Source organism: Gottfriedia sp. NPDC058432 (assembly GCF_042721555.1).
In the GTDB taxonomy this organism is placed as follows: domain Bacteria; phylum Bacillota; class Bacilli; order Bacillales; family Bacillaceae_G; genus Gottfriedia.
The window spans coordinates 1-16,156 of the sequence record NZ_JBHXLC010000039.1 but is presented as its reverse complement, the minus strand read 5'-3'; the positions used below and the strand labels follow the sequence as shown (position 1 = coordinate 16,156).

20 protein-coding genes are annotated in these 16,156 nt (G+C 30.4%); 14 read left to right on the top strand and 6 right to left on the bottom strand.

What is annotated here, in order from left to right; genetic code table 11:
- Nucleotides 1-42: 42 nt before the first annotated feature.
- On the bottom strand, nucleotides 43-522 hold the full coding sequence (locus ACFWM3_RS23675) for a riboflavin biosynthesis intermediates N-glycosidase (RefSeq protein ID WP_390313152.1): 480 nt from the start codon (nucleotides 520-522) through the stop codon (nucleotides 43-45).
- 244 nt (nucleotides 523-766) lie between these two features.
- On the opposite strand from ACFWM3_RS23675, the gene ACFWM3_RS23670 reads away from it, so the two are divergent.
- From ACFWM3_RS23670 to ACFWM3_RS23655, 4 genes are all read left to right on the top strand, one after another.
- Entirely contained in the window at nucleotides 767-1,294 is a 528-nt protein-coding gene (locus ACFWM3_RS23670) for a hypothetical protein (RefSeq protein ID WP_390313151.1), read from the top strand.
- Nucleotides 1,295-1,565: 271 nt separating this feature from the next.
- Nucleotides 1,566-2,591: a Delta(5) desaturase DesA gene (gene desA, locus ACFWM3_RS23665; RefSeq protein ID WP_056466082.1), complete on the top strand. Its 1,026-nt coding sequence runs from the start codon at nucleotides 1,566-1,568 to the stop codon at nucleotides 2,589-2,591.
- Nucleotides 2,592-2,683: 92 nt separating this feature from the next.
- Nucleotides 2,684-3,820 carry a sensor histidine kinase gene (locus ACFWM3_RS23660; protein WP_056466081.1) on the top strand — a complete coding sequence of 379 codons (1,137 nt, stop codon included), beginning with the start codon at nucleotides 2,684-2,686 and terminating at the stop codon, nucleotides 3,818-3,820.
- On the top strand, nucleotides 3,817-4,416 hold the full coding sequence (locus tag ACFWM3_RS23655) for a response regulator transcription factor (RefSeq protein ID WP_056466079.1): 600 nt from the start codon (nucleotides 3,817-3,819) through the stop codon (nucleotides 4,414-4,416). The genes ACFWM3_RS23660 and ACFWM3_RS23655 overlap by 4 nt, the downstream gene beginning before the upstream one ends.
- A gap of 106 nt (nucleotides 4,417-4,522) precedes the next feature.
- Here ACFWM3_RS23655 and ACFWM3_RS23650 read toward each other — a convergent pair whose 3' ends face one another.
- Entirely contained in the window at nucleotides 4,523-5,383 is an 861-nt protein-coding gene (locus ACFWM3_RS23650) for an alpha/beta fold hydrolase (RefSeq protein ID WP_390313150.1), read from the bottom strand.
- A gap of 329 nt (nucleotides 5,384-5,712) precedes the next feature.
- Between ACFWM3_RS23650 and ACFWM3_RS23645 the strand changes: the two genes are divergently transcribed.
- Nucleotides 5,713-5,952: a hypothetical protein gene (locus ACFWM3_RS23645; protein WP_390313149.1), complete on the top strand. Its 240-nt coding sequence runs from the start codon at nucleotides 5,713-5,715 to the stop codon at nucleotides 5,950-5,952.
- A 55-nt stretch (nucleotides 5,953-6,007) separates the two neighbouring features.
- Nucleotides 6,008-6,877, top strand: a complete 870-nt coding sequence (locus ACFWM3_RS23640; RefSeq protein WP_390313148.1) for a proline iminopeptidase-family hydrolase — start codon at nucleotides 6,008-6,010, stop codon at nucleotides 6,875-6,877.
- Between the two features lie 562 nt (nucleotides 6,878-7,439).
- On the opposite strand, the gene ACFWM3_RS23635 is transcribed toward ACFWM3_RS23640, so the two are convergent.
- Complete coding sequence (locus ACFWM3_RS23635; protein ID WP_390313147.1) at nucleotides 7,440-8,147, bottom strand: 2OG-Fe(II) oxygenase; 708 nt, start codon at nucleotides 8,145-8,147, stop codon at nucleotides 7,440-7,442.
- A 361-nt stretch (nucleotides 8,148-8,508) separates the two neighbouring features.
- Here ACFWM3_RS23635 and ACFWM3_RS23630 point away from each other — a divergent pair, with 361 nt between their 5' ends.
- Nucleotides 8,509-9,126, top strand: coding sequence for a hypothetical protein (locus ACFWM3_RS23630; RefSeq protein WP_390313146.1), 618 nt, complete (start codon nucleotides 8,509-8,511; stop codon nucleotides 9,124-9,126).
- A 104-nt stretch (nucleotides 9,127-9,230) separates the two neighbouring features.
- Entirely contained in the window at nucleotides 9,231-9,719 is a 489-nt protein-coding gene (locus ACFWM3_RS23625) for a hypothetical protein (RefSeq protein ID WP_056466053.1), read from the top strand.
- Between the two features lie 126 nt (nucleotides 9,720-9,845).
- Here ACFWM3_RS23625 and ACFWM3_RS23620 read toward each other — a convergent pair whose 3' ends face one another.
- Nucleotides 9,846-10,673, bottom strand: coding sequence for a 5'-nucleotidase, lipoprotein e(P4) family (locus ACFWM3_RS23620; RefSeq protein WP_390313145.1), 828 nt, complete (start codon nucleotides 10,671-10,673; stop codon nucleotides 9,846-9,848).
- A 217-nt stretch (nucleotides 10,674-10,890) separates the two neighbouring features.
- Between ACFWM3_RS23620 and ACFWM3_RS23615 the strand changes: the two genes are divergently transcribed.
- From ACFWM3_RS23615 to ACFWM3_RS23600, 4 genes are all read left to right on the top strand, one after another.
- Entirely contained in the window at nucleotides 10,891-11,355 is a 465-nt protein-coding gene (locus ACFWM3_RS23615; protein WP_390313144.1) for a GNAT family N-acetyltransferase, read from the top strand.
- Nucleotides 11,356-11,472: 117 nt separating this feature from the next.
- The gene (locus ACFWM3_RS23610) at nucleotides 11,473-12,324 is read left to right on the top strand and encodes an alpha/beta fold hydrolase (RefSeq protein ID WP_390313143.1); all 852 of its coding nucleotides are present in this window, start codon (nucleotides 11,473-11,475) and stop codon (nucleotides 12,322-12,324) included.
- Nucleotides 12,325-12,394: 70 nt separating this feature from the next.
- A complete protein-coding gene (locus ACFWM3_RS23605; protein WP_156339590.1) occupies nucleotides 12,395-12,547 on the top strand; it encodes a hypothetical protein in 153 nt (50 codons plus the stop codon).
- 24 nt (nucleotides 12,548-12,571) lie between these two features.
- Entirely contained in the window at nucleotides 12,572-13,195 is a 624-nt protein-coding gene (locus ACFWM3_RS23600; RefSeq protein WP_056466046.1) for a histidine phosphatase family protein, read from the top strand.
- Between the two features lie 64 nt (nucleotides 13,196-13,259).
- Here ACFWM3_RS23600 and ACFWM3_RS23595 read toward each other — a convergent pair whose 3' ends face one another.
- Nucleotides 13,260-13,718 carry a hypothetical protein gene (locus ACFWM3_RS23595; RefSeq protein WP_390313142.1) on the bottom strand — a complete coding sequence of 153 codons (459 nt, stop codon included), beginning with the start codon at nucleotides 13,716-13,718 and terminating at the stop codon, nucleotides 13,260-13,262.
- Nucleotides 13,719-13,915: 197 nt separating this feature from the next.
- Between ACFWM3_RS23595 and ACFWM3_RS23590 the strand changes: the two genes are divergently transcribed.
- Nucleotides 13,916-14,296, top strand: a complete 381-nt coding sequence (locus ACFWM3_RS23590; RefSeq protein ID WP_056466034.1) for a FixH family protein — start codon at nucleotides 13,916-13,918, stop codon at nucleotides 14,294-14,296.
- Between the two features lie 126 nt (nucleotides 14,297-14,422).
- Here the strand turns inward: ACFWM3_RS23590 and ACFWM3_RS23585 are convergent, their stop codons facing one another.
- Nucleotides 14,423-14,863, bottom strand: a complete 441-nt coding sequence (locus ACFWM3_RS23585; protein ID WP_390313141.1) for a cupredoxin domain-containing protein — start codon at nucleotides 14,861-14,863, stop codon at nucleotides 14,423-14,425.
- Nucleotides 14,864-15,063: 200 nt separating this feature from the next.
- On the opposite strand from ACFWM3_RS23585, the gene ACFWM3_RS23580 reads away from it, so the two are divergent.
- Nucleotides 15,064-15,819: a sporulation protein gene (locus ACFWM3_RS23580; RefSeq protein WP_390313140.1), complete on the top strand. Its 756-nt coding sequence runs from the start codon at nucleotides 15,064-15,066 to the stop codon at nucleotides 15,817-15,819.
- Nucleotides 15,820-16,156 lie beyond the last annotated feature (337 nt).

The following is a 16,156-nucleotide window of genomic DNA, read 5'->3' as shown; positions in this document are numbered from 1 at the left end:
AATTAGATGGTTTATCACGGTTTATAATTGAATTTTGTTACATTATTTTAATTTACTTCGTACTTCCATTAAAACTTTCCCAAGTAGATTTAGCCCTTTCCACCGTTTAGGATTTTCTGCACGTTTATCGTTTTTGCCTATACCAATTCCCCAAATCTTATCAAAAGGACTAGCTTCAACTAAAATTTTATTACCCGTTGCTAGTATTTCCGATTTTAGTATGGTGTTAGAAAATTTATCAAATAAAACGTCCCCATAAATTATTTCACGATTTGCTATCCAAACTTTTTCATCGAACGGTATTTCAGTGCTTCTCCCTAAATCTTTACATTGCTTAGGTGTCTGGGCTTTTAGTATTCGATCAGCAATATTTTTGGCACCAAATAAATTTGCTTTTCGATACATAATTGCTTGCTCTGACCATTTGAATTCTATTCCTTGATGTATGAAAGGGAAGTAATAAAAGTTTGAGAAAATATCATCGTTACCCCAAAAAAACACAAATTTGTCAGTTATCCTCATATTCTTACAAGACCTTAGATTATCTTGTTATTTCTGTCAATTAATGTATTAATATTATCATCTTTATTCAGAACAGGTAAGTTTGATTGAACAAAGAAGTAAAGAAAAGAACCAGGTCGTAAATCAATAAGTAATTTAATCGCAGAGATATTTAAGAATTATTTAAGAAATTGATAATAGTAGTTTTATATCTAGCCACTATGATGAAAAGTATAAAATTCATAAAAACGGAGGGAATAGAATAGTGGCTAAAAAGAAAATAAATTTAACGAAAAAAAATATATTAGTTAGTGTACATGTTTTAGCAATATGTGCTTGGTTTGGTGGTACATTAAGTTTAATAATATTAGGATTATATTTGAAAAATGCGCAATACTCAGAGCAGCTTATTTATACATTATCGAGTATGCATATCATTGATGAAAATTTACTAAAATATCCTGCACTTGCAACTTTAGTTACAGGAATTTTACTTTCAATTTGGACTCAGTGGGGATTAGTAAAGTATTATTGGGTTGTTATTAAACTCGTACTAACAGTTTTAATTATTTTGATTGGAATCATTTTGATTAATGATTGGTTCGCGTATTTAGTAAAAACCGCTGAAGGATTAGGGATAAGTGCACTTAATGAAAATAAATTTGAATCAACTTGGCTTTCAATTATTATAACTGGAATATTTAACTTAAGTTGCTTAGCATTCATGACATTCATTACGTATTTTAAACCTTTTGGTAAAATAAAAAAGAATAAAAAAGTGGCAACACCATAAAAAATCATTTGTTATAGAGTTCTAACTGATTAAAAAGTAATACTATTTGAGTATTATTTTTTTTTTATGAAAAAACTATCATATTTACCAAAAAATTAAACATTCTAATAAATGTGTTTTTATAGAACCAATGTTGAAAGTAAACGTTTTATTTAATATGACATTTGTCATCTTTTTCATATGACGCCTGCTACTACCACTGGGAAAATTAACTTATATAATTAGGATAATATAACAATGAAATGTTACAACATTAGGAAGGAACTTCTAAATGTCAAAAGAAAATCAAAAGAGTTTACGAAAGCAAATTATTCCTTATGAAAAATCAAATTTAAAAGCTAGTATTTGGCAAATGATCAATACGTTTATCCCATTTATCTTTTTGTGGTATTTAGCCTATAAAAGTAGTTCTATTTCAGTAGTATTAACGATCTTTATTGATATTGTTGCTGCACTATTCTTAATAAGGATATTTATCATCTTCCATGATTGTTGTCATCAATCATTTTTTAAGAATAAAACAGCAAATAAAGTTCTTGGGACAATTACAGGCGTTGTTACTTTATTCCCATTCAGCCAGTGGAAGCACAGTCATTCAATCCACCATGCGACAAGTGGTAACTTAGATAAGCGCGGAATTGGAGATATGTGGGTTTTAACTGTTGAAGAGTACGTTGCAGCACCGTTCTGGACAAAAGTACAATATCGTCTATACCGTAATCCATTAATCATGTTTGGTTTAGGACCAATTTATATCGTGTTAATTTCAAATCGATTCAATACGAAAAATGCAAAATTAAAAGAAAGATTAAACACTTATTTAACTAATCTTTTAATTGTTGGGGTTTCAGCTTTGTTTTGCTATACAATAGGTTGGGAAAAATATTTATTAGTAGAAGGTCCGATCTTTTTCATTTCGGCAGTATTAGGAATTTGGCTGTTCTATGTACAGCATCAATTTGAAGACACTTATTTTGAAGAAGATACGAATTGGGAATATGTAAAAGCAGCGGTTGAAGGAAGCTCTTTTTATAAACTTCCAAAATTATTGCAATGGATAACAGGTAATATTGGATACCACCATGTTCATCATTTAAGTCCAAGGGTACCGAATTATAATTTAGAGTCTGTTCATAATAATACGCTTCCATTACAAAATGTACCAACGATTACACTAAAAACAAGTTTAACATCTTTAAAATTCAAATTATGGGATGAAGAAACAAAGCAATTTGTAGGATTTAAAGATATAAAATCAATCTATAAAGTAAATCGCGAAAGTTCAGACACTGTCTGAACTTTCGATGTATTTTATAAAGAATAACTTTGCTAAAATATGATAAGATTGTTAAAGAAGGTCACAAAATGTTTGAATAATGAGGTAAATTTATGTTTAAAAGATATTTAGGTTTCCTAAAAAGTACAGGAATCTCTCCATATATTTGGACAGTTTTAGGAATTTCGCCATTTTATTTTATTTTTCTTTCTGCACACTCCACTTTAAGAATCATAATAGGAATTTTACTAACAATATCATTTTTTATAATCTATCGATTGGCGTACATATCAAAAGGATGGTCAATTTTTCTATGGTCATCCATCTTAATCATCATTTCTACTTCAATGAATATACTTTTTAGTTATGTATATTTTGCTTTTTTTATAGCCTATATGATTGGAAAGAGAAAAAATCGAGTTACATTTTTAACTTTATATATCCTTCATTTAGTTATTACTACAATTTCAATCAACATCACGATTATCCTTCAAGAAGAATTAATCATTAGGCAGCTTCCATTTATTATCATTACTTGGATTAGCGTTATTTTGTTACCATTTAGTCTTTACAGTCGAAATGAAAGAGGGCAATTAGAAGAAAAGCTAGTAGATGCTAATAAACGTATTTCGGATCTTGTAAAACTAGAAGAGCGTCAACGAATTGCTCGTGATTTACATGATACACTCGGTCAAAAACTTTCACTGATTGGCTTAAAAAGTGATTTAGCTAGAAAGTTAATCACAAAGGATCCAGATCTTGCTCAAAATGAATTAAAAGATGTACAACAAACGGCCAGAACAGCTTTAAATGAGGTTCGAAAAATAGTTTCTCAAATGAGAGGGATTCGAATTAAAGATGAACTAATAAGAATCAAGCAAATTTTGCATGCGGCTGAAATTACAGTCGATTGTAACGATAACTTTCAACTTACAAATGTATCCTTACTGACAGAAAATATTGTGAGTATGTGTTTAAAGGAAGCCGTAACAAATGTTGTAAAACATAGTAATGCCACTTTATGTAGAATATCAATTAAACAAATGAAAAATGAAATAATTTTTTCGGTTATCGATAATGGAGTTGGTTGTAATTTGGAAAAATTCACAACCGGTTATGGGTTAATTGGCATGAAGGAACGACTCGAATTTGTGAATGGAACGTTAGAGGTAAACTGTGAACATGGAATGACTTTAATTATGAAAGTTCCAATCGATGTAAAACAAATTGAAGTGGAGGAACTAGTATGATTAGGATCGTAATTGCTGAAGACCAACGAATGCTATTAGGTGCTCTTGGTTCTTTGCTTAATCTAGAAGATGATATGGAAGTTGTTGGTCAAGCATCAAACGGAGAAGAAGCAGTTAAACTAGTCAAGCAATTACAACCTGACATTTGTATAATGGATATTGAAATGCCTGGTAAAACTGGACTTGAGGCTGCAGAAGAACTAAAGGCTTTCGATTGTAAAGTGATTATTTTAACAACTTTCGCTAGATCTGGATATTTTCAAAGAGCATTAAAAGCTGGTGTAAAAGGATATTTATTAAAGGATAGCCCAAGTGATGAGTTAGCAAGCTCAATAAGAAGTATTATTGCCGGGAAGAGAATCTATGCTCCGGAACTAATGGATGATGTATACGCCGAGGAAAATCCATTAACTGACCGAGAAAAAGAAGTTTTAGAGCTAGTAGCCGATGGTAAGAACACACAAGAAATTGCGGATGAATTGAGTCTAAAAACAGGAACAGTGAGAAATTATATATCTATGATTTTGGACAAATTAGAAGTTAAAAATAGAATCGAAGCTATAAAACAATCAAAAGAAAAAGGTTGGTTTAAGTGAGGTTAATGGCAGGAAGCATGAAAACAAGAAAAGCAGGTAGTGCAAGAGTTGAAAACAAAGTTTTTCAATCCTTTAACACCTAAATCCTGCAATCCTTGTTCACCATTTAGTTTCCCGCTTTTCTTTTTTCTTTTTTTCTAGATTTTGTTTTTCCTTTTCCGGATTTTTGTACTTCTTTAAAAAATTCGTCTAACTCCTGATTGAACTTATCTGTTTCTTCCAAAAACAAAAGATGACTACTATTATAAAATGGAACAAATTTTGAACCTTTTATATTTTTTTGAATAAACTCACCAGCAGCTAATGGAAAAAATCCATGGCTACCAAAACAAATTAATGTTGGAATATCGACATTACAAAGAGTATCCCGATAATCTACAGCAGTTTGATTAAATACTATTGTACTTGCAATCGCTGCAGGTAACTTATTCATTTCTTTTAAAATCCATTTATGTTCTTTTGGATCTGGTTGATCCATATACATACCATATATAAAATCGCTATTAAATTTGTTTTGATCTTCTTGGATAGACTGCATTACATTTTTTAAAATCGTAAAATCAAATGCTCCAAACTCCCAATCTGGCCATATATAATCGGATGCAGATTGATCAACAACTGTTAGCGCCTTAATATTTTTACTGCCAAATTGATTAACATAATCCCACAATACAAAAGCTCCCATTGACCAGCCTACTAAAATTACATCCTTTAAATCTAATTTTTCTATAAAGCATTTTAAATCACGAGCGTACTGTGCTACAGTATGCCCAGATTGAACTTTTGAGGACTTTCCATGTGCTCGTAAGTCTAAAGTAATAACACGATAATTTTTACTAAAATACGGAACTTGTTTATGAAAAAACCTACTACTCATCATAACTCCATGAACAAAAATAACTGTTTGACCTTCTCCGTGATCTTCATAATAGAGCTTTGTATGAGAATCAAGTTCTACATATGCCAATTTAATCGCCCCCATTGGCTTTTAAATGTCTTTCTTTCCTATATTATTTCATCTCATAATAATTCATGACTATTCACAACTTCTTTGAATAAAGCTGTTTAAGAAAAATACCTGACTTAACTTACAATCATAGAATGAAACTGTAGAGGTAAGGATTATCTTGTAAATTCATAATGTTTATCTATTTAAAATAAAAATGTGGTAAAATTCAGATAAATAAAGAAATTATCCAAGCATACAAAAGAAATAAAGAAGACCGATCGTTTATTGAAGGATTGTTAACTGAAGAGATTTCCTGTAATACATAAATCTGACTAAGGTGTGAATTAATGGAAGATGCTGGATTCTATTGGGTAGGGTTAATTTTTTGGTTGTTAATTTGTTCTGGATTCATTCTATTAGTTTGGGGTCAATGGAAAAAATCATGGAAAACATTAATAGTGAGCGGAGTTGCATTAATAATACCAACACTATATTTTGGTGGTGCAGAGAGCTGGATTAAATTGGTTGTTTTTCTACCAACGATTCCTTTTGTACTATCTTATTTCATCAAAAAAACCAATGTATGATTGTTAGTTATTTTCTTAAAAATATACTGTTCTTGAATGAAAAGGAGAGAAATAAATGAATGTGATTGAGGGATTTATTGAAGTAACAGGCGGTAAGGTGTGGTATCAAGTTCATAATAAGAATTCATCTAAAATCCCTGTTGTTGTTTTACATGGAGGACCTGGATCATCGCATTATTCCATGCAAGGTCTTCACGTATTAGCTGAAGATCGTCCAGTTATTTTTTATGATCAGTTAGGCTGTGGAAAGTCAGACCGTCCAACAAATACCACTTTATGGAATATTGCTCGATTTGTTGAAGAATTAGCACAAATCCGAGAGGCGCTTTCGCTTGATGAGTTTCACATTCTAGGTCACTCATGGGGAACAACACTTGCTGCAGCTTATTATTTATCGAGACCAGTTGGAGTGAAGAGTATAATCTTTTCAAGTCCTTGTTTAAGCGCTCCATTATGGGCTGAGGATCAAGATCGAAATCGAAAACTACTCCCGCTTGATGTCCAAGAAACATTAATAAAATGCGAGGAAAATGGAACAACAGATTCAGAGGAATACAAATATGCAAACGCTGTATTTAACAACCATTTTGTTTGCAGATTAGACCCATATCCAGAATTCCTAAAAAAAGGAAAACATTATAGAAATCCAGAAGTTTACAATATTATGTGGGGACCTTCCGAGTTTCATGTAACAGGAAACTTAAAGGATTTTGACTGCACTTCAAAATTAAAAGACATCCAAGTCCCTACAATGTATACTTGCGGAAGATATGATGAAGCAACACCTAAATCAACAGAATATTTCAGCGAGCTAACACCTAATGGAAAATTCCACGTATTTGAGCAAAGCGCACATATGCCGTACATAGAAGAGCCAGAAGAGTATATACGAGTGGTGGAAAGCTTTTTGAAGGAAGTTGAATAAACTATTAAATTGTGAAGCGCAAGGTTGTTACCTTGCGTTTTTTTTGATGATGGATTTCGTTGAGGGTTTATGAGGAAGGGAATTAGGGGGGGAATGAGTTTTAGTAACTTATAGGGTGTTCATGAGTAAGGAATAAAGGAAAAAAGAGAGATTTAGACATACATAAAGGGTTCATGAGTAAGTTAAAAAGGAAAAAAGAGAGATTTGGTAACTCATAGAGGGTTCATGAGTAAGTTAAAAAGGAAAAAATAGATTTGTAGTAACTCATAAGGTGTTCATGAGTAAGTTAAAAAGGAAAAAAGAGAGATTTGGAATTAATAGAGGGTTCATGAGTAAGTTAAAAAGGAAAAGAGTAAGATTTGGTTACTCTTAGGGGGTCCATGAGTAAGGAATAAAGGAAAAAAGAGAGATTTAGACATACATAAAGGGTTCATGAGTAACTTAAAAAGCATAATGAAACCATCTTAAATAAAAAAGGACCAAATATTATTGGAATTATCTGAAATATTTAGTCCTTATTATGCAAAATATTATATTAAATATATTTTTATTTCGTTTAATACTAACGAATACGTTGTCGTCTCATCCACTGCGTCGCAACCCATTTTTCTCCGCTAATTACAGGGCTACCTGCATGAATCGTTAATTCATTGATTGCTTCATCCTGATAAAAATATTCAAAGTATAAACCAGTACCTTTTTTGGCGGCAAAAGAGTAATTAAGTGTAGGGAAAATCGTTTCGCCGCCTTCTTCCACATCATTTAAATAGAGAATGAGTGTACTAATCCTATTATTATTTGTCCGGTGATTGGAAAAGTAATCAAAATGCGGTTTATACTGCTGTCCTGGCTCGTAATGAAGAACTTGTAATGGTTCTGCATGTTCGATTGGAATATTCATGATCGTTTCGATTCGTTTTTCAATACGTTTGATAAGCTCCGTTTCACTTTCCTCAAAAAACATACCACTACTTGTTCGCATCTCATTTTCTTCACGAGATAACCCAATTTTTGATCGTTTCATGCGCAATTTCGCATGGGTTATTAGCTCGTCACATTCATCATCACTTAAAACATTATCCAGTAAGACAACTAATGGTTCCTCTTGTCGAGTTAGAATCTCAATATCGCGATCAATAGTTTGGATAAACGGACCAGTGTGATTAAAAATGGTTTGTTCAGTTTCCTTTAAATTTCCTACTTCTAACATTTTGTCACATCTCCTTGTATATTCATTAATACAAACCCTAGGAAAAATTGGTGAGATCATTGATTTGAATAAATTTCGTAAAATCATTTTTGTAGAAAAGAAACACCTGAAAATTATATTTTTTAAGTCAAGGCTACAATACCCGAAGACAAAAAATTTGTTTTTAGAATAAATTCCTCATTGTGAAGTCATTTTCCTGCATAAATCAATGCCGATCAGACCAATGTTTAAAGAAAATTTCGAAAATAAATTTTAGAGCATTTAAATAGTGGTAATTCGGGAGTTTTGACGATTTTCATGTGTTGAAAACCCATCGTATGGATAATAAGGAGGAGATGTTTAAGTTAAATAAAACTAGAAATGATATAATTTTATAATATGAAAATATTATCCTATTAAACTTATCTAATGGAGCATGAAAATGAAAAAAATATTATTAATTGGTCTAACGTCATTATTAATACCATTTGGTTGTGAAAATGAAAAAAATCCATCGCTAGATACTTCAAAATTAAAAAAGTTTGAACTACCAGAACTTACAAAAGAACAAAGAAAAATATTACCAATTACTTATGAATCCTCTTCGATCGAAGAAGGTTTTGATGCACTTCCTTTTAAATTGAAGATTCCTAATAATTTACCACTTGAAGTCGATCCTATTAAAACATTATCTATAAATGATATGGATCATAAAGGAAAGAAATTAGATGTACAATATAGTCTTTCTCATATTGATAAGTCGACCCTATTTATAGTACTTGTTACAGTTCATAATTATAAACCTGAACTTGAAATAGAAGAAAATGAATCGAATGAAATAGTTGAATTGAAGGGTGGGGTACGTGGAACTTATACAGGAAATTCTACTGTAGGTGTATCATATAAACTTGATAACAATAAAGAAGATTTTAATACAGAAGAAAATACGCTTGTTTTCAATAAAAAAGGTATTTATTATGAACTTAATTATGTTTCAACTATTGAAAACACTGAAAAGAATAAACAATATATCATTAATATCGCAAATCAAATGTTGTAGATTTAGTAAAGTTAACTAAAATCGGATATTCAGTTTTAATGACTTAAACTTGCATAAATACTAACAGGATAAAGCTAATTAAACATACTATACGGGGGAAATAAATGAATACAATAACAGAAGTGTTTTATTCTCCATTCGAAGTTTTTCAAGCACTCAGTGGGCTTCACAATGAATATAACTGGCTAATATCTGATACAGATTTTTATTTTGAAGAATTTAGTGAAACTATTGAGAACTATCGAATAAAAAATAGTGACAATGACATTTTAGAAATATATTGGATACCACATAAAAACATTTCAAAGATTACTGAACATAAATATTTTAGTTTATCTTGGGGTGTATTTTCAGCTTTCCCTAAAAATGAAAAGATTGAACTAAGTAATTTAGAAATCATTCCATTTGCAGATGGTAACCCAAGTTTTTGGGTACCAAATCCGAAAACGCAACATCCAAAGGCTTTATTTGAAATAGTATTTTGGGACTCATCCTATAATTTATTAATTAGTAAAGATGAAAATATTTCGAGAATATTTAGAAATGCATTTGAAGGGTGGAAGGATTTAAACCTTTATAATGAAGAAATTTAACTTAAATATTACTAATAATTTATAGAATATATTCAAGGGATGCTAATTAGATGGCCAATTTTTTCAAATCAACTTATAAAATAAAAAGGTCAGATAAGTCAAAATTAACTCATCTAACCTTAGTATCTATTTCATTGGATGTAAAGCCTTATATCGATCGACTGCTTTTTCATCAGCAGTTTTTGACATTTTGTAATGATAGATTGCATCTTCCCAATCTCCATACATTGGATTAGGTAATTGGATATACTTTATACCTAGATCTTTTGCAATTTTATCGACATTATCTTTTCGAGTTTTCAGATCAGCTTTATAAAAAATATCTGATAAATCGTTTGAATTATCACCTATTAACATAACAATTTCATGAGTTTTTGCGATCTCTGCTTGTCTTTGTCCTTTTTGAGCTGTATCTGTTTTTAAATATAAATGTTTTGAGTCAACATTCGGTAATCCATGTAAATTCAAATTTTTAATTGTATCATCTCGTGTTTTTTCGGGACGATTTGTAAGATAAAAAACATCAACATTCATTTTTGTCGCTGCTAACAAGAAATCTTTTGCACCAGGGATTAAATCAGCTTTTGCCATATGGATCCATTCATCCCAGCCTTGTGGGTAGGAAGTATTATTTTTAATTGACCAAGCTGTATCTGGGGAATTATCTAGAATAGTTTCATCAATGTCTAAAACAACTGCGGCTGGTTTTGCTTTATTATTTAATTTATCACTTGCTTTCTTTTTTACCATTGTTTCGGCAAGTTCTTCTTTTGCCTGATTATAAATTTGAATTTGCAAAGCCTTGTTTTCCGCAGAGGATTGAAACCAATTAGTAGACATAACATTATGTTCTTGTGTGCTTCTTGCAAATTCAGCTTTACTAAAACCAATGCCAGCTAAGGAACCAAAAGCAAATGCAAATAAGATAGAGAGAATAATAACAATTTTTTTCATAATATTTTCCTTTCATATTTATTAAATGTACTAGCTAAATAAAAATTAGTTAGTAAATATGAAAAATTGCTTTTCAAGGTTGTTATTACCTAAAGACTAAAAAATATTCGCATTCGATTAAAAATTTCATTTACCGAAATATCGGAAATTTCTGAAATTAGTAAAGAAAGTGATATGATATAAGAGATTAAAATTTAGGGGCAAAGGGAGGCTATCGATGACTATTCATTTAAAAATCGTTACGAGAGAAAATTGGGAAGAAGCTATTAAACTTGAAGTAGATAAAGAACAATTGCATTTTGTTCCTTCTGTTGCAGTATCCATTGCAAAAGTATATATAAAACCAGATGGCGAAAATGTGGAATATATCCCATTTGCAATTTATGATGATCAGACAATGGTCGGATTTATAATGCATGCTTTTGAAGAACATACGACAAATAGTTATTGGATCAATGGGTTTTTAATTGATAAACGGTTTCAAGGTCAAGGTTATGGTAAATTAGCATTTGCTGAAATGATAAAATGGATTACAAATAAATTTCAGCAATGCAATGAGATTCGATTAACAGTTCATAAAGATAATAAATTAGCTATGAATTTATACAAGCAATCCGAATTTAATTCGACAGGTAACTACTTTGGAGAAGAAGAAGTTTGGTATTATATCGTTCGGAGATAACTGAATTTTATGTATTATTAAATTATGAATAATATGTGAACAATTATTAAGATGATAGGAATTAGTACCTATTTTCAAGAAATAGTAGGTATGTAAAAAAGTAGGGGTTTAAACGCTATGGAGAAATGGGAACGAAAACTAATTAATACAAAACGAGGTACGTTTGAAGTATTTTGTAAAGGTGAAGGAGATCCTTTATGTGTCACACATAATTACTCTGAGTTTAATGATACAGGAGATTATTTTGCAAATTCATTTACTAAATTATTTAAAGTATATTTAATAAACTTAAGAGAAACGGGTAATTCTGAAAAAGCACATTTTCCATATGAATTGAGTATGTTAGAAACAATTTTTGATTTAGAAGAAATTAGGAAAACATTTGGTTATTCATCCTGGAATTTTGCTGGTCATTCTACCGGTGGAATGCTTGGAATTATTTATGGGATCTATTTTTCAAATTCTTTAAATCATAATATTATTGTTGGGGCTGCAGCGAGAGACTATTCAACATTTTCAAAAGACTGTATTTATAACAGAGCTCATCCACAATTTAATAACATACAAGAATTAATTGAAAAACTAAAAAGTACTGCATTGTCTAATGAAGAAAGAGAAGCTCTATCAATTGAGCGGACAAAGTTATCTTTACATAAGCCTGAACGTTTTCATGAATATTTTAACTTACCTATATCTAAAAAAATGTCAGCAATTCGACTAAATTATTTTAATAGGGAATATCAAATTTACGATGTAACAAAAAAGTTAGCATTAATAAGCTGTCCAACTTTAATCATTTGTGGCAAACATGATGTACAATGCCCAATCGAATATTCAGAAGAAATGGCTGAAGGAATTGAAAATTCAAAATTAGTCATTTTAAATGAAAGTAACCATTATCCATTTTTAGAAGAGAAGGAATTGTTTTATAAGGAAGTAAAACAATTTACTAATAAAACCCTTGTTTAATGATTTTTAATATAAATTATTAATATTTGTATTTAAAAATCATTAACTTCATATTTAAGGAGAATACAAAATGAATTTACCAATCCTTTTCGCTATTATTGCGTTATTTCTATCATTTGTCTGTGGTGCTGGGTTTAGCCCATTGTTAATAACAAATGTTTTATTAGCCTTAATCGCAGGTATATTATATGAACGAAGAGAAGAAAAACAAGTTAATGAATAATTTACAAAAGCTGGAGGACTAAAGTTGTTAACAATTTATTTAACAAGACATGGTGAAACGGTGTGGAATATCGAAAATCGATTACAAGGCTCAAAAGATTCCGAACTTACTGCTAGTGGGATTAGCGATGCTAAATTATTAAGTGAAAAATTAGCAAAAGTGAGTTTTAGTAAAATATATACTAGTTCGAGTAAACGTGCAGTAACAACTGCAAATATTTTAAAAAACAATCCCGCCATTCCAATTATTGAAGAAGATGATTTAAAAGAGATTAATTTTGGTGATTGGGAAGGGAAAACGAAACAAGAAATTGATGAGGGCTTTGAAAATGAATTTGAATCACTTTGGAAAACACCACATTTATACGATCATAGTCCACATCAAGGTGAGAGTTTACTAGACTTAAGAGAAAGAGTAGGTAATGTAATCCAAAATATTTTAAATTCAAATGAAGAAGGAAATATATTAATTGTTACACATGCAGTTGTATTGGCAACAATTGTAGCTCATTTAAAGCAATCTCCAAATGAAAAATTATGGGATCTACCATATGTCCATGGAACAAGTTTAACAATTATTAATTTTGAAGAAGATAAAGAGTTGGAATTCAAAGTACTTTGCGATACAACTCATTTAGATCGTATTTAATGTTTTTACTAAAATATGATAGCCTACCTAATTTAAAATAGGTAGGCCATTTTACTGATCAAATTCATTGTAAAGATTTTTCATTTTTATTGAATTTGTTAACTTCTTGATCAATCACCTTAATTAATAGGATTGTAACTAATACAAAAACAACGTCAATATAATAGATTAATATGTTTAAATAAGTTTCCTGTAGCATAATGCCAAGCATTGCTCCCATCATTCCACCCATGATTCCCGCAGTTATTCCTTCTAATATAGCCATTAATGATAAAGGTTTACCTGTTAAGTATCCTATTAATATGCCTACAGTCATTGAAATAATTGTAGGAATCGCTAAATCTGTATTCCGAAATAAAATACCAAAGATAGTACCCACAGTGACACTTGTCATCATTGAATTTGTCATACTGATCATTTTTCCGACTGTACAAGAAAGTTTTTCTTTTTTTCTATTTGCGATTAGGATGACATATGATGAAAGTAGAACAGTTAATACAATGCTAGCCCATTCTAAAAACATTAAGTTAAACTCCTCCCTATGTTGGAACCATTGATGTTGAGTTATAACGTTCAATTATATGTTTAATAAGCTAGCATGTATGAATGAGATAAGAATAAATTTATTTTTATTTATGTTTTATCATTTATATCACAAATTTAATGTAACCTTTTTTAGTAAAGTTAGGGTGAGGATTTATCTGAATAGGAGTGATGTTATTGAAGAAATTACGATACATATTCATAACCATGTTATGTATTTTACTAGTTTGTTCTGGCTGTGGAAAGAAGGCTGAATTTAAATCGAGCCCTTTTTTAGATCAAATTCAATTATCAATTAACGAAAAAAAATTAACAAATAAAGACCAGACTCATGTGTATCAAGTTAATTTAGTGAATTCAGATGGAAAAGAAGTCGATGTGGATTCGGTTAATTTTAAAATGGAAATGAAAAGTATGAATCATCATGTTGAAGCGAGTATGAAGAAAATAAATACAGGTATATATGAAGTGAGCTTAGAACTCCCAATGGAAGGTACTTGGAGTAAACAAATTACTTTAAAAAAGGGTAAAAATGAACGTAAAGTATCAATTAGATAAAGATGAATAAGAAAAAAGATAGTAAATTTAGTAAACTAGACTATTTTTAATATCTTTTTCATGCCATACAATTAATTGGTTTTCCATCTAGGTCAGTTTTGTTTATCTACTTCAGTTATTAAATAATTAATCTACAACAATATAACCAATCATTGGTGCTCCATCATGTGAATGAGTATCACAAATTAATCGGTATGTACCTTCTTTTTTAAAGAATAAAGGTACTTCAGTAGTTTTACCTTTGGTCACTACACCCGAGATATTCGTTCCTTCGATATGAAAACTATGTTCTTTCCCGTTTATTCCATGAATTTTTAAATTTACTTTTTGGTTTTTTTCAATAACGATCGTACCTGGATCCCATCTATAGGCTTCAATTTCCGTTCCATCATCTAACTTTGTACTAAATTCTGCTGTAATCATATCGATGTCTATTGTTTTTACGTGTTGCTGCTCTACTGCAGTTTGAACTGAATTTGGTGTTAAGTAATACCAACCACTTAATCCAATAACAACAAGGAGAAAGCAAATTAATAACCATTTTTTCTTAATAAAAATAAAGTGCATAAGACACCTCCAAAATTAATTTCATATTATAAAATATGCTTATCCTATAAATAACTTGTCTACTAATTCAACTTTCACTAGTTACATAATTATTTCTTTTATTCATAATGTATAGAAGGGAATAATTACTAAATTTAGATTATTCAAGACTGATAATCTACTATATAATGGAAAAGTAGTAATTTTTTGGAGGGGATCTGATGTTTAAAAAAGTACTAGCTAGACTAGGAATTGGAGCAGCTTCGGTAGATACAATTATTCATACTAAAGATTTATATCCAGGAAAAATTGTTGAAGGTGTAGTTGAAATTAAGGGTGGTTCAGTTGCACAAGAAATTAATCATATTGGGCTTAAATTGAAGTCTTATGCTAAAAAGAAAAGTGGAGACGATGAAGTAAACGTTAAAATCCAATTACATGAAGAACGTGTATCCGGCAAAATGAAAATTGAAGCAAATGAACAAAAAGTAATTCCTTTTTCGTTCCAATTGCCATTTTACACACCGATTACAATAAGACATGGACAGGTTTGGATTGAGACTGATTTAGATATTGATTTAAGTATAGACCCAACAGATACTGATTTTTTAAAGGTTCATGCACATGAAGAATTAGCAAACTTTGTAGAAGCATTTAAAATTCTTGGTTTCCGTTTACGCCAAGTTGAGGTAGAAGCTCAAAATGGTCGATTCTATCAAGAGTGGGAGTTTGTCCCAAGCTCTAAAAGAGAATGGAGATTTGATGAAATTGAATGTATGATTGAACCGAATAAAGATGGTTTGTTTATGGTGGTAGCAGTCGATAAAGCTGGTTCCCATCGTGGTTTAACCGGTTTACTACAAGAATCATTAGGACTAGATGAAAAGAAAACATCACTTAGCTTTAAAAATGAGCAACTTAAAGATGCGCAATCAATTGCAAATTCGGTTAGAGCGTTTTTACAACAATATAATTGATAAAATGTAAGTGAGAGTTCTTGTCTCTTCCTATTTAAATTTTACACTATCCGAAATTCTCATCCTTTAGACTGAATTTAATTGTAATTTTTAATAAAAACTATCCGTAAAAGAATATATCGAATACAATAGTATTTATTAGAAAAAATTAACATTTTAATGTTGAAAAGGAGATTTTATGGGATCTAACGTTAAAAATATGAAATGGATTTCGGGTGGTTTTGAAGCATTACTCGGTATACTGAAGTGCACCCCAAATGTTAGACACGACTAACATTTGGAGGTGCATTTTTTATGACTAAATTTACTACTGAACATAAATTAGCGGTAGTTATGC